This is a genomic window from Rufibacter sp. JT20002, from assembly GCF_056491185.1.
On sequence record NZ_JBSZJY010000001.1, the window covers coordinates 1,047,538 to 1,061,449 of the forward strand.

At 51.9% G+C, this 13,912-nt stretch carries 12 protein-coding genes; 6 read left to right on the forward strand and 6 right to left on the reverse strand.

The window, feature by feature from the left end:
• Positions 1 to 72: 72 nt before the first annotated feature.
• Entirely contained in the window at positions 73 to 345 is a 273-nt protein-coding gene (locus tag ACW9SV_RS04095; RefSeq protein ID WP_479555464.1) for a (2Fe-2S) ferredoxin domain-containing protein, read from the forward strand.
• A gap of 79 nt (positions 346 to 424) precedes the next feature.
• Here ACW9SV_RS04095 and ACW9SV_RS04100 read toward each other — a convergent pair whose 3' ends face one another.
• From ACW9SV_RS04100 to ACW9SV_RS04110, 3 genes are all read right to left on the reverse strand, one after another.
• Positions 425 to 958: a ferritin gene (locus ACW9SV_RS04100; RefSeq protein WP_479555465.1), complete on the reverse strand. Its 534-nt coding sequence runs from the start codon at positions 956 to 958 to the stop codon at positions 425 to 427.
• 198 nt (positions 959 to 1,156) lie between these two features.
• Complete coding sequence (locus ACW9SV_RS04105; protein WP_479555466.1) at positions 1,157 to 1,510, reverse strand: hypothetical protein; 354 nt, start codon at positions 1,508 to 1,510, stop codon at positions 1,157 to 1,159.
• A 182-nt stretch (positions 1,511 to 1,692) separates the two neighbouring features.
• Complete coding sequence (locus tag ACW9SV_RS04110; protein WP_479555467.1) at positions 1,693 to 1,962, reverse strand: hypothetical protein; 270 nt, start codon at positions 1,960 to 1,962, stop codon at positions 1,693 to 1,695.
• Between the two features lie 143 nt (positions 1,963 to 2,105).
• Between ACW9SV_RS04110 and msrA the strand changes: the two genes are divergently transcribed.
• A complete protein-coding gene (gene msrA, locus ACW9SV_RS04115) occupies positions 2,106 to 2,771 on the forward strand; it encodes a peptide-methionine (S)-S-oxide reductase MsrA (RefSeq protein ID WP_479555468.1) in 666 nt (221 codons plus the stop codon).
• A 103-nt stretch (positions 2,772 to 2,874) separates the two neighbouring features.
• Here msrA and ACW9SV_RS04120 read toward each other — a convergent pair whose 3' ends face one another.
• Positions 2,875 to 3,225, reverse strand: a complete 351-nt coding sequence (locus ACW9SV_RS04120) for a histidine kinase (protein WP_479555469.1) — start codon at positions 3,223 to 3,225, stop codon at positions 2,875 to 2,877.
• Between the two features lie 48 nt (positions 3,226 to 3,273).
• Positions 3,274 to 4,530: a PAS domain-containing protein gene (locus tag ACW9SV_RS04125; RefSeq protein WP_479555470.1), complete on the reverse strand. Its 1,257-nt coding sequence runs from the start codon at positions 4,528 to 4,530 to the stop codon at positions 3,274 to 3,276.
• A gap of 268 nt (positions 4,531 to 4,798) precedes the next feature.
• Between ACW9SV_RS04125 and mfd the strand changes: the two genes are divergently transcribed.
• From mfd to ACW9SV_RS04140, 3 genes are all read left to right on the forward strand, one after another.
• The gene (mfd, locus tag ACW9SV_RS04130; protein WP_479555471.1) at positions 4,799 to 8,155 is read left to right on the forward strand and encodes a transcription-repair coupling factor; all 3,357 of its coding nucleotides are present in this window, start codon (positions 4,799 to 4,801) and stop codon (positions 8,153 to 8,155) included.
• A gap of 123 nt (positions 8,156 to 8,278) precedes the next feature.
• Positions 8,279 to 11,749 carry a PAS domain-containing protein gene (locus ACW9SV_RS04135; RefSeq protein WP_479555472.1) on the forward strand — a complete coding sequence of 1,157 codons (3,471 nt, stop codon included), beginning with the start codon at positions 8,279 to 8,281 and terminating at the stop codon, positions 11,747 to 11,749.
• A gap of 28 nt (positions 11,750 to 11,777) precedes the next feature.
• Positions 11,778 to 12,182: a response regulator gene (locus ACW9SV_RS04140; RefSeq protein WP_479555473.1), complete on the forward strand. Its 405-nt coding sequence runs from the start codon at positions 11,778 to 11,780 to the stop codon at positions 12,180 to 12,182.
• Positions 12,183 to 12,304: 122 nt separating this feature from the next.
• Here ACW9SV_RS04140 and ACW9SV_RS04145 read toward each other — a convergent pair whose 3' ends face one another.
• Positions 12,305 to 12,460 carry a hypothetical protein gene (locus tag ACW9SV_RS04145; RefSeq protein ID WP_479555474.1) on the reverse strand — a complete coding sequence of 52 codons (156 nt, stop codon included), beginning with the start codon at positions 12,458 to 12,460 and terminating at the stop codon, positions 12,305 to 12,307.
• Between the two features lie 206 nt (positions 12,461 to 12,666).
• Between ACW9SV_RS04145 and ACW9SV_RS04150 the strand changes: the two genes are divergently transcribed.
• Positions 12,667 to 13,662, forward strand: coding sequence for a hypothetical protein (locus ACW9SV_RS04150; protein WP_479555475.1), 996 nt, complete (start codon positions 12,667 to 12,669; stop codon positions 13,660 to 13,662).
• Positions 13,663 to 13,912 lie beyond the last annotated feature (250 nt).

Below are 13,912 nucleotides of genomic sequence, written 5' to 3' on the forward strand. Positions count from 1 at the left end.
GCAGGTTTCGCAGCAGCAAGGCAGCCATTATGGCCACAGCCCGTACAACAGACCAGAAGCACGTTAGCAGTTATGAGTAAATACCCAACTACCCCACGCCAGGTCATCTATGCCTGCGGCAGCGGGAAATGCCAGAAACGCGGCGGCAAGGAGATCCGCAAGAACATGCGCGACCAAATAAAGATGGCGGGCCTGAAAGAAGAAGTGGAAATCATTAAAACCGACTGCACCGACCGCTGCAAGCACGGCCCTATCTTTAGCATACAGCCGCAGAACATCTGGCTGCATGACATGACCGAGCCTCAGATTATGCAGGTGTTCAGGGAACAGATTCTAGGCACTTAAAAGCAAAGGCAAACAAAAAACCCCTCAGGCTTACGGGCTTGAGGGGTTTTTCTTTTACACGGAAAGCCCGTGAAGAAGGCTATTCGCCGTCGTTGTCATATTTGATTTTACGCACGTTTTTGTCAATCTCCCAACGGCCGGTACCTTCCTCGCCAATCACGTCAAATAGCTCCAGGGCGCGACGGGCCACATATTCCTCTTCTACCTGCTCTTTCAGGAACCACTGCAGAAACTGGAACGTCATGTAGTCCCTTGATTTCATACACTGGTCGGCCAGGCGGTTGAACTGCTGGGTCACGAAGATCTCCTGCTGCAGCGCCTTCTCAAATACATCACGGAACGAGTCAAACTCCTGCGGAACATTAACCACCTCCGGTGAAATGGAATGCCCACCTAAATCGCTCACGAAGTTGAACAGCTTGAGCATGTGCTCGCGCTCCTCGTGTGATTGTTTCATGAAGTAATCTGCGCTGTAGTCAAAGCCCTGACGGTTGCACCAGGAGGACATAGCCAAATACGTCGCCGATGAATGGGCCTCTACTTTTATCTGTTCGTTCAAGAGCGTTTCTATTTCTTCTGAAAGAGAGGTACGCAGTCTCAATAAATCTTTCATGGTAAGTGTCTCTGTTAACAGGCTTGCTTAGGACAAGCGCTTAAACTCAAATATACCGGCAAAAGCGATTATTGGTTCTTCAGAAACACCCATTTCAGGTAATACAGATTCAGTCTAAATTCAGGAAACCAGACTTTAAACGGGATAGGAGAAAACGGAAGGCTTTTGAAAAAGGAAAGCCGAAAACGCGAAGGAAGATTAGTACACCGCCGGTGCGTACAGGCACTCGTATAGGATGCTGTTCAACGCCATCATAGCCCGGGCACCTTGCAGCAACTCCTGGAAATGCAGCACATCGGTGAGGGTCAGTACAAAGCAGCGCTCAGAGCGGTAAGGCATGAGCACATGCACATCAGAAGCGCGGGAAGGGTCTTTCACCATTTCCTCCACGTTGATGGCGTCTACGTGCTGCTTCAGGTCCAGAAAGTCTTTCACCTTGAACGCCGACATGCCACCGGCAAACTCCACAAAAAAACAGTTGTAGCGGTTACACTGGTAAACAGCGCCGTAAATGGTCCGGAATAGCTCTTGTAGGTTCTGGGGGGTTGGCATAAAGCAATGCTAGTGATCTGCTCAAAAGGAACATTACAAATTTAGCTTCAGTTTAGAATTAGTCCAAATAAATAAGGATGATATTTCTCACTTTTTATTCACCGCAAAAGAAAACCCCGTTTCTGGGCTGTTTTCAAACAAACAGCCCAGAAACGGGGCGGCAAAGGTTAAACCTAAATGGTTTATTTCTCCCGATTGATAAGCTTTGAGAAGCGGCTGTCTTTCTCATCCTGGTACAGGAAGGCAAGTTTCTTCTCCTCAAATTTCTCAAAGAACTCCTCCCAACTGATATCTTCCAGGTTATCTTCGGCGTAGCCCGGGAAGTTAATGCGCAGCAAGCCTGCTTCCTCTCCCTTGCCGGTTCCTTTCACGGTGGCCGGTTTTCCTTTGTGGCTTTCTACCCATTTCCGGATGGTATCGTGGTCGGTGGTGGTTTTCGCTGATTCTGACATAGTTTTAGAAATGGTTGGTTTACCTCTCTTTGTACCGGGCATGCCCTAAAAAGTTACCTTCGCCTCGCCTCCCTCCTCTCCCGAAACTTATGCCCTACCTTTACGGTTTTACATTCATGCATCTACCCGTTCGTTTGACTTCTATGAGACTTTCTCTCTTTGCCCTCCTCTTTTTACTGGGGTTTACTTCCTGCGCCCAAAGCCGGAAAGAGAAACCAGCCGCTACCTCTGCTAAAGCCACCTCGCAGCAGGTTGAAGCCACCCCAGACAGCCTTGCCCTGGCCACGTTTGCGGGCGGATGTTTCTGGTGCACCGAGGAGGCCGCCGAAAAACTGAAGGGCGTATACGCCGTGGTGTCTGGCTATACCGGGGGCGCGACCAAGAACCCTACGTATGAACAGGTAAGCACCGGACTTACCGGCCACGCCGAGGCGGTTCAAATCTCCTATGACCCTACCGTAATCTCGTACCAGACTCTGTTGGAAGCTTTCTTTGCCGCCCATGACCCTACCACCCTCAACCGTCAAGGCCCTGATGTGGGAACCCAGTACCGTTCCGCTATCTTCTACCGTACCCCTGAGGAAAAGGCGCAGATAGACGCGTACATCAAGAAACTGAATGGCGCCCGCGCGTTCCAGGCTCCTATTGTGACCGAAGTAGCCCCTCTGAAAGAATTCTACCCCGCTGAGGCAGAGCACCAGGACTTCTACCGCAACAACCCCAACAACCCGTACATGCGCGCGGTCTCTACGCCAAAGGTGGAGAAATTCAAAAAGAAGATGGAAGGGAAGCTGAAGGAGGAAGAATAACCCTTGTCAAACCAAACAATTTCAGGACGCCTATTTCTATAAAAGCAAAGAGCGCTGTACCACCCGGTACAGCGCTCTTTGCTTTTATATCTAATGGTATCGTCTACGCCGCTAGTTTACCCTCTAATCTGGAAAGTAGTTCCAGGAATTGGCCAGACAATTTCTCAATCTTGACAAGCCCGTTCTGTGCCTCGTCTATTTTTCCGCGCTCATAGAGGCTAAACAAAGAATCGGCGGCGGAGCTTAGGTCTTGTTGCACTTGTTTCAGTTCCAGCATTTCTGAAACGTTTCTGTATCTGGAGAACCCCACAGAGTTAAACCAGATGTTGATGGGTCCATTACGCGAAAAAAAGTCAGCATCATGCGTGCCGCCGTAAAGCACAGAACGCACTTTTGACTTAAACAGAATATGCTTAATCCGTAATTGTTGGAAATCTACCTGCGCTTGATTCATTTGCAGCAAAACTACTTTTATAGATAGTTCTAAACCTCAATTAAGGGATTACCCTTTTCTGAGTGTTTCCAACTCTTGTCTTAACTTTACTTTATCAGTGACATTATACCCGAATACAATGATACCGGTTACCTGGTCTGCTTCAATAAGGGGCTGGTAGGTAGTGGTAAAGAAGCGTTTCTCAGTTTGCCCGTTGCTGTCCCAGTCCAGTTCCACCCCAATCTCTTCGGCCACAAAAGGAGTACCCGTATTAAAGACATTGTCCAGGATCTGAAGGAATCCTTGCTCTACTACCTCAGGCACTGCCTCCTTCACCGTTTTTCCGGTAAGTTCTCTGCCAGGCATCAGTTGCTGATATTGCGGGTTCACCAGTTCAAACCGGTGCTCTTCTCCTTTCAGGATGGCGAAAATGGCGGGGGCCTGCATAATGAGGCGCTCCAAGGTCAAACGCTGGTCCTCGGCTTTCTGGAACGCTTGCTGCACCTGGTCAGACAAGGCCGACATTTGCTCATTGGATTCCAGGATCTCCTGCACCATCAGTTTAGTGCTGTGGATGTCATTGGCGCTACCCACGCGCATGATCACGTTGCCTTGCTCATCTTTCATGGGCAGGCTTCTTACCAGATACCAGCGGTAGCTTCCGTCTTTGCCCCTGATGCGCAACTCGGCCTGGAACTCGGTTTCAGCGTAGATGGCTTCTTTCTGGCGGTTGGTAACCCGGTAAATATCCTCTGGATGGATCACCTTCTGCCAGCTGTTGCCCATGAACTCCTCAAACGGTTGGCCGGTATAGTCCAGCCAACGCTGGTTCACGTACGTGCAGGCGCCGTTCGGTTCAGCGGTATGGATCAACTGCGGCACAGCATCGGTCAGGAACTTAAACTTCTCCTCGCTGGCTTTGCGGGCTTGCTTGGCCAGTTCGCGCTCCGTAACGTCAGAAGTGTTCTGGATCACGAACCGTACGTCGCCAGCCTCATCCAGCACCGGGGTGTGCGAGGCCTCCCAGTAGCGGGTATCGTAGCCACCGCCTTCCTCTACCGGCTTTTCCAGATCGTATCTGAGCACATCCAGGTAATCCACTTTCTTGGTTTCCAAGGCTTTCCGGATGGAGATGATTACCGGGTTTTCTTCAAAAGAGACTGCAGGGTCTTGGTACACCTCCTTCAAAAAGACTTTCCCTATTATTTCTTCCCTTCTGCGCATAGTGGTTTTCAGGTACCGGTCTGTGGCAGCCAGAATCTTGAATTCAGGAGAAACAATCACAATGTTCTCAGGGATGTTGACGAAATAATCAAAGAATTCCATATACAGAGGTTAGGCTTCGGGTGGAATGCGGTGCCAAAAGTAAGGCATTTAGAGTATATATTTTGCAGCGAACACAAATTACCTTCGGTTTAAACGAGGCCACTTTTATCTCCTTTTTTGCCCGTTTTGGAGAAAATACGCCTAAAATGTTGTTGATAGATAGGCCTGTACCTTCAGGCTGGGAGGCAACTAAGCACTCTTGCTCTTCGTTTCCTTAACCGGCAAGAATAGCTAGCTTTGCCCCTGATTTTCTAGAAAAGATTTACCCTTGAAAGCAACTCAATTTTTGGAGCTGTACCGGCAGGACCCCGTGGTGCAAACTGTGGCCCAACGTCTGCAGACTCCTGAACCTCAACATATACAATTGAAAGGGCTGGTGGGCAGCCTGGATGCCGTAGTGGCGTCTGCTTTGCAAACCATGCAGCCCAACACGCACCTGTTCATCCTGCATGACCGCGAGGAGGCCGCGTACTTTTACAGCGACCTTTCTAACCTGCTGGAAGAAGGTCAGGAAGTGCTGCTCTTCCCCAGCTCGTACAAGCGCGCCTACCAGTTTGACGCCACCGAGAACGCCAACATCCTGCTGCGCGCCGAGGTGCTCAACCGCCTGAACAACCGGGCGGGTGCGGGAGCTTTGATCGTGACTTACCCCGAGGCCCTCACCGAGAAGGTGATCAACAAGAAGTCATTGGTGGCGAACACGCTGGGCGCGAAGGTGGGTGAGAAACTGGACGTAAATTTCCTGACGGAGATGCTGGCCAGTTATGACTTTGAGCGCACCGATTTCGTATACGAGGCCGGTCAATTTGCCGTGCGCGGGGGCATCGTGGACGTGTTCTCGTACGCCAATGAATTACCGTTCCGTCTGGAGCTGTTCGGTGACGAGATCGAGAGTATCCGGACGTTTGACCCTAACACCCAGCTTTCGGTAGAGCAGAAAAAGCAGATCTCCATCATTCCTAACGTGCAGACCAAACTCCTGCAGGAAACCCGCGAGTCGTTTCTGGACTTTATTCCCGAAAACAGCATCATTTGGGTCAAAGACTACCGCCATTCCGTGGAGGTGGTCACCGAGTCTTATGAGAAAGCCGAGCAGGCGTTCAAAGAAATGCTGGAGCACAGCGCGGGGGTCCAGATCGTTTCCAACCCCGAGGATTTGTTTGAATCAGGCAAGTCTTTCAAAAAGACCCTGGAAACGTTCACCCTGGTGGAGTTTGGCAAACGGTTCAATTTCCGGAACGCCGAGGTGGTGCAGTTCCAGGCGCATCCGCAGCCGTCGTTCAACAAAGACTTCCAACGGCTGGTGGCCAATCTGCACGAGAACCAAAGCAACGGGTACGTGAACGTTATCGCTGCCGAGTCGCCGCGCCAGGCTGACCGCCTCACCACCATCTTTGATGAACTGGACCATGACGTGCGCTTCCATCACCTAATGCTGGCCTTGCGCGAGGGCTTTGTGGACGATTTAGTCAAACTGGTGTGCTACACAGACCACCAGCTGTTTGAACGTTTCTACAAGCACAAAACCCGCGAAGGCTATTCCAAATCCAAGGCGCTTACCCTCAAAGAACTCCGCACGCTCAAGCCCGGCGATTACGTGACCCACATGGACTACGGTATCGGGCGGTTTGCGGGGCTGGAGAAAGTAGAGGTGGGCGGCCGCATGCAGGAAGCCATCCGGTTGGTGTACCGCGACGATGATTTGCTGTACGTGAGCATTCACTCGCTGCATAAAATCTCTAAGTACACCGGCAAGGAAGGCACGCCGCCTACCATGAGCAAACTGGGCTCGCAGGAGTGGGAAAACAAGAAGAAGCGGGTCAAAAGCAAAGTCAAAGACATTGCCGCCGAGCTCATCTCTTTGTACGCCAAACGCAAAAAAGCCCCGGGTTACGCCTTCTCCCGCGACGGTTTCCTGCAGGCCGAGCTGGAATCTTCGTTTATTTACGAAGACACCCCAGACCAGGGCAAGGCCACCGAAGATGTAAAAAATGATATGGAACTGCCCCACCCCATGGACCGGCTAGTCTGCGGCGACGTGGGCTTCGGGAAGACGGAGGTGGCTATTCGGGCGGCGTTCAAAGCCGCCTGTGACGGGAAGCAAGTGGCGGTGTTGGTGCCTACCACCATCCTGGCCATGCAGCACTACAAAACCTTTAGAGACCGTCTGGAAGCCTTTCCGGTGAACGTGGAGTACATTAACCGGTTTAAGACCACGAAACAGATAAAAGAAACCCTGGCCCGCGTGGCAGACGGCAAAACTGATATTTTGATTGGCACGCACCGCCTCGCCAGCAAAGACGTTAAGTTCAAGAACCTGGGCCTCCTGATTATTGACGAGGAACAGAAATTCGGTGTTAAAACAAAGGACCGGCTCAAGGAAATCAAGGTGAATGTGGATACGCTCACGCTTACGGCCACGCCAATCCCGCGCACGCTGCACTTCTCGTTGATGGGCGCCCGTGACCTCTCCGTGATTGCCACGCCGCCGCCTAACCGGCAACCGGTGCAAACGGAACTGCACGTCTTTGACGATGCCCTTATCAGAGACGCGGTGTCTTATGAGCTGAAACGCAAAGGCCAGGTATTCTTTGTGCACAACCGTATCTCAGACATCGAGGAAATGGCCAATCTCATTTTGCGCCAGGTACCGGATGCCAAGGTAACGTACGCCCACGGCCAGATGGACCCCGAGGAACTGGAGAAACGCATGATGCGCTTCGTGGAAGGCCACTATGATGTGCTGGTGAGTACCAACATCATTGAAAGCGGGCTGGACATTCCTAACGCCAACACCATCATCATCAACCGGGCACATATGTTTGGCTTGAGTGACCTGCACCAGATGCGCGGCCGCGTGGGCCGGTCTAATAAGAAAGCGTATTGCTACCTGTTGACCCCGCCGGTATCCGGACTACCGTCTGATGCCCGCAAGCGCCTCAGCACCCTGGAGGAATTCTCTGATCTGGGCGAAGGCTTCAAGATTGCCATGCGCGACCTGGACATCCGCGGTGCGGGGAACATGCTGGGCGGCGAGCAGAGCGGCTTCATTAATGACCTGGGATTTGAGGCCTACCACCAGATCCTAGATGAGGCGGTGCAGGAACTAAAGGAAACCGAGTTCCGTGACCTGTTCTTCAAAGACCTGGAACTGGAAAACCTGGTAGAACCGGTGCGCGAATGCTCCGTGGAAACCGACCTGGAAATCCTCATCCCAGACACCTATATCAGCAATATCTCTGAGCGTCTGCAGATGTACAGCAAGCTGGACAGCGTGAAAGACCTGGAGAGCCTGGAGAAATTGGTAGAGGGCATGGTAGACCGTTTTGGGCCTATGCCGCCCGAAGTACAGCAGTTGGTGTCCATTGTAAAAATGCGCTGGGAAGCCTGCCACTTAGGTTTTGAGAAACTTACGCTCAAGAAAGACACCCTCAAAGGCTACATCCCCAGCCAGAACAATGAGACCTTTTTTCACTCTGAAACATTTAGCCGTATTTTGCAGTACGTGCAGCAACACTCCCGCCGGTCCAGACTGAAAGAAGCCAAAGACAAGCTGATTGTGATTGTAGAGGATGTGTCTACGCTGGACGAAGCCAAGGGCATTTTTGAGCAACTGCAGGCATAAGGCTGCTTGGGGGCTGTTTTAAGGAAAACAGCCCCCAAGCAGCTTAAAAAGGCAGAACAATTTTGTTTTGCCGCTGTTTGGTATCTATTTAGTTTTCGGCTACCCGCCATAGTAGCACACCGTATGATGTCTTCTCCTGATTCTGTGGCTCCCCTGGAGCTATTGCCTATATTGCGTGCCTTACCAGGGTTATACCTTATTCTGTCACCTGATCTCACCATCTTAGAAGCCAGCGACGCTTACCTCACCTCCACCTTCAAAGACCGATCTATCATTGGCCGGCACGTCTTTGAGGTATTCCCAGACAACCCCAATGCCCCCGAGGTTAACGGAGTCTTGAACCTTCGTCAGTCTCTGGAGTACGCCCGCGACCATAAGCAGCTGCACAAAATGGACGTGCAACGGTACGATGTCACGGTGTCTGCTGACGGGGTCGACGGGTTTGAGGAAAAGTACTGGCAACCTCTCAATACACCCGTGCTGGATTCCTCTGGCGAGGTCCTCTACCTCATCCACAACGTAGTGGATGTTACCCACGAGCAGCGAGAGAAAAACACCTCTGAGAGCGCCCACAACAGTTTATTGGCCCTTGCCGAAGTCTCGGGCGGAGTTTCCTGGGACTATGATGTGGAGAGCAAGAAATTCTACTGGAGCAAAAACTTTGAACAGGCTTTCGGCTACCCTACCTCAGAAGAAGGTGAAACCCCTAATTCCTGGGACCTGAAAGTCCACCCCGAGGATTACGAGATCATTAAGCTGAGTCTAAAAAAAATCATCCAGCGGAAGGAAAAGGTCTGGACGGGCACCTACCGGTTCAGGAAAGCAGACGGCACGTACACCCGCGTCATTGACCATGGTTTCATCCTGTATGACCAAGCCGGCGAGCCGTACCGCATGATGGGCACCATGGTAGACGCCGATTTCCAGGAAAGCCGCACCCGCCTGGCCAAAGAGAACCTTGAGCGGTTTGAGCTCATCGCCAAAGCCACCAACGACGTGATCTGGGACTGGGATTTGACCAATGACCATATCTGGTGGAATGACGGGTTCAAAATCACCTTTGGGTACAAACAGGAAGACATTGAGCATGACATCAACTCCTGGTACGGGCGTATCCATCCGGAAGACGCCCAACGCGTGGTAGACGGCATCCATGACGTTATTGACAACGGCGGCACCACCTGGCAGGACGAATACCGGTTCAGGAAAGCTGATGGCACCTATGCCGAGATCCTAGACCGCGGCCTCATTTCCCGGGATACCGATGGCAAGCCCTTGCGCATGATTGGGGCCATGCTGGACCTGACCGAGAAAAACAAATACGCCTCCCAACTGAAGGCGAGCGAACAGCACGTGCGTGCGCTATTGGAGGGCATCCCGGAGATCGCCTGGGTGGCTCGTGCTGATGGGTACATCTACTATTTCAACAAAGCTTGGTACCAGTACACCGGCAACACCGGCCCTGACGAGGGTTGGGACAACATTGTGCATCCAGAAGACCTGGCCTCCACCTTTTACAAATGGAGCCAGGCTTTAAGCACAGGTCAAGAGTACGTGAACGAGGCCAGACTGAAGAGAGCCTCAGACGGAAAGTACCATTGGTTTACCATGCGGGCCACGCCCCTAAAACATGAAGACGGCACCATAAGCGCCTGGATTGGGGTAGACACCAACATTCAGGACCAGAAAGATATCCAGTCTAAGCTGAAAGAGCGCGATGAGTACGTGCAGCGCATGTTGTCTCAGTCACCGGTTCAGTTCGCCGTCCTGAAAGGCCCAGAATGGATCGTGGACTTCGTCACTCCGCAGTTTAAGCAACTGATAGGAGGCCGTGATACGGTGGGTAAGCCGTTCCGGCAAGCTCTTCCCGAACTGGAGGAACAGGGCTTCTTTGATATTGTGGAGAGAGTGTACGTCACCAAAGAACCCCATCTAGGCACTGAAACCCCTGCTTACCTGGACCGCAAAGGAAACGGGGAGTTGGAGTTGGGCTACTTCAACTTCATGTACCAGCCTCTTTTAGATGAGCATGAAGCCGTAGAAGGCATCATTATCTTGATAGTGGAGGTAACTGAGCAGGTGCGTATTCAGGAAAAAGCCCTTAAACTGGCCCAGGAACTGAAAGTCTCGCATGAGCGCACCCTCAAGATTTTAGACGCCCTGCCTCACATGACCTTCACGGCCAGGCCAGACGGGTATGTGGAATATTACAGCCAGCAGTGGTACGATTACCTGGGCACCACGCAGGAAGAACTGAATGAGCTGGGTTGGGAATACTTTATCCACCCAGATGACCTTTCCATGACCCATACCCAGTGGAACCAATCCCTTAGAACCGGCGAAACGTTCATGGTGGAAAACCGCTGGCGCACCAAAGAGACCAAAGAGTACCGCTGGTTTCTGGTACGCGGCGTACCCATGCGCGATGAGGAAGGCACCATCACCATGTGGGTAGGTTCTCACACCGACATCCAGGACCAGAAACAAATGCTGCTGGACCTGCAGGAAAGCACACAGAACTTCCAGTTCCTGGCCGACAGCATGCCCCAATTGGTCTGGACTACTGATCCCGAAGGTTTCCACGACTATTTCAACAAACAATGGATTGAATACACCGGCTATGATCTGGAGGCCAGCAAAGGCACCCACATGTGGAATAACCTGCTGCACCCAGATGACCAGGAACGGTCCTTCGCCCGTTGGCGTCATTCTTTGCGCACCGGTGAACCCTACGAGGTAGAGTACCGGTTCAAGCGAGCCTCCGACGGCGAGTGGCGCTGGTTTTTGGGCCGCGCTCTTCCGCTCCGCGACCAGGAAGGCACCATTGTGAAATGGTTTGGCACCTGTACCGAGATAGAAGACCAAAAACGCAATGAAGAACTGATGGAGCAAACCAACCGCGAGCTCCGCAGCATCAACGAGGACCTGGACAGCTTTGTCTACACCGCCTCCCATGACCTGAAGCTGCCCATCATCAACATGGCCAGCATCTTCCAAGAGTTGATCAAGACCGCCACCTTCCAGGACCCCGATGCCCAATTGCTCATCAACATGTTCAACCGGTCTCTGAAGCAAATCAACGCCACCATTTCAGACTTGTCTGAGATTGTGAAGGTGCAGAAGGAGATTGATGCCCACCAGGAGGAAATAAAGCTGACAGAACTGGTAGACGAGGTAAAACTCAGCATTCAAGACTTGATCCAGAGCACGGGGGCGCGTATCACCTGTGACTTTGAGCAGGCTCCCTCGCTCCTGTACTCCCGCGTGAACCTGAAAAGCATCTTCTACAACCTTATCAGCAACGCCGCGAAATACCGTGCGCCAGACCGTGTACCTCAAGTGCACCTGCAAACGTACAAGCAGCAAGACTTCACCGTGCTTACCATTCAGGACAACGGCCTGGGCATGGACCTGGAGAAATATGGCACCAAGATGTTCCAGATGTTTAAGCGGTTCCATAACCACGTAGAAGGCTCAGGATTGGGCCTTTACATTCTTAACCGTATCGTGCAGAAAAACGGGGGTCGCATTGAGGTAGAAAGCCATCTAAACCAGGGCACCACCTTTACAATTTATTTTAAAAACCACGCTTAACTAAAAGAAGCGCTTCTATATTTGTCCTATGAAAAGGTTAAACCTGATTTTGTTAGTAGACGATGACGAAACCACCAATTTCCTGAACAAACGGCTGCTCACCCGCATGCAGATTGCAGAGCGCATTGAAGTGGCCACCAACGGGGAAGAGGCGCTTAGATTTCTGAAGGGAGCTATTGCCAATAATCAGGCTCTGCCAGACCTCATGTTCCTGGACATTAAGATGCCCGTGATGGATGGTTTTGAGTTCCTGGACCAGTACCACCAACTGCCTGAGGCCACCCAGAAATGCATTCTGGTGATGATGCTAACCTCTTCCGCCAGTTTCTATGATTTAGAGAAATTAAAGAAATACAGCGCAGTGGAGCAGCATATCTCCAAACCGTTGGAAGAAGCGCATGTGCGCGAGATCCTAAGCCAGCATTTCCAATAAGAAACAGCATCCGTGCAAAGCATAAAAGGGCGGCCTTGTCATGAACAAGGCCGCCCTTTACATATAGCTTGGTGCTTCAGGAGTATTTTACCAAAAGTAGGATGAAAGCCGAAGAAGCCCTTTTATCGCATGTTCACGCCGGTATTGGTAGTGAGCGTGACAGCTGCCGGTTGCCCCGCAGAATCAGCCTTCATTTGCTTAGGCTGGCCATACGCAAACCCAGAGATCACCAGGAAGAACAACAAGAAAACACCCAAAAGAGGTAAGTATTGTTTCATAGAAAGTACGCTAAAAATTGATCATCCCCACTTACTCGTTTCCTCTGCAAAGGTTATCCACAGGGTTGCTTTCCCGTAGAGGCCACCGTAAAAATACGGCTCAAGCAATCCCTTTGACTTAACCCTCTGCTAACGCTATCGTACACATACCTACAAACTCCTCGCTGCAAGAGGGGCATTACTTGTGACATTTAACCGATAGCATCATGAACGATAATCAAAGGAACCGTTTCAATCCGGCAGGTCAGGAAGGAGACGCAGAAAACCACAGAATTGGTCGTGAATTGTATAACCGCGATCAACAGCGTAACCAACCTACTCACCGCTCACATGACAACCACTGGGACAACGGAAACAACTTCCACACTGGCCCAAGCAACCAGCAGAGAAGTCACTTCCCCGAAGACTCTCACCAGCGCAACTCCAACGCTGACCGCGGTGCCAGCATAAGCAAGCACTACGGCGACCGCGAGTACAGCGCGTACCGCAACCCCAACAGCCTAAACTACGGCGATGGCCGCGGCAACAGCACGCACCATGAAGAAAGACGCCAGGATGGCCCTGCCTTCCGGAACGACCGTTCTCAGCAGAATCAGCAGAATTCCCAGTACTCAAACCACGGAGATGGCCGGGGTAACTACTCTGCCCGCCAGGACTCCTATGGACATGCCCAGAACCGGGTGCACTCAGATGACAGAATCTCTGCCCAGCGCCGCATGGATGACTCCAACGAGAACTACTACCGCGGTGGCTACATGGACTCACGGGGCGTGCGCGAAGAACTGCCTCGCCCAGACAGCAATCCGTACCATGAATACCCAGGTTCCCGCAGCCGCTACAAAGACGATGACTACCGCTATGGCAGTGGAAACCACGCCTGGTACGAGGAGCAGCGCTACACAGACAACAGCGGCCGCCGCGTAGACCGTGACAAAGGTGATATCACCGGCGAGATGGGCGAAGGCGTACGTGATGCCTGGAACACCATGAAACATGGCGTGCAGAACCTGTTTAACCGCAACTCTGACCGCCATGACGACGACCACAACCGTCACGACCATGACAGCAACCGCCATGACTATGAGTACCGCTCCCGCCACGACCGCGGCACCGAGAGAGGACCGCGTTGGTCAGATGAAACCGACTCTGGGGACGATGACAACTCACGTTACAACCGGGGCAACAATCCGCGGCATTACTAATCAAGGGTTCCTTTAAAAGCTGAACCCATGAGAGCCCTCTTGATTGCCATTGCCGTTACCAGCGTAGTGGCCTCCTATTTACTTCTCCAGGCATTTCCGGAGGATGAGGTCTCTGCCGATGGTTACCCAGAAGCGTAGAAACATTTCTATTTAGATTTATGAAGCCGGTGCCCAAAAGGAACCGGCTTCTTTTTTACCGCCACTTTTGCGCTGTTTTTCAGAAATTTGCCGCTAAACAGATTGGCTTACT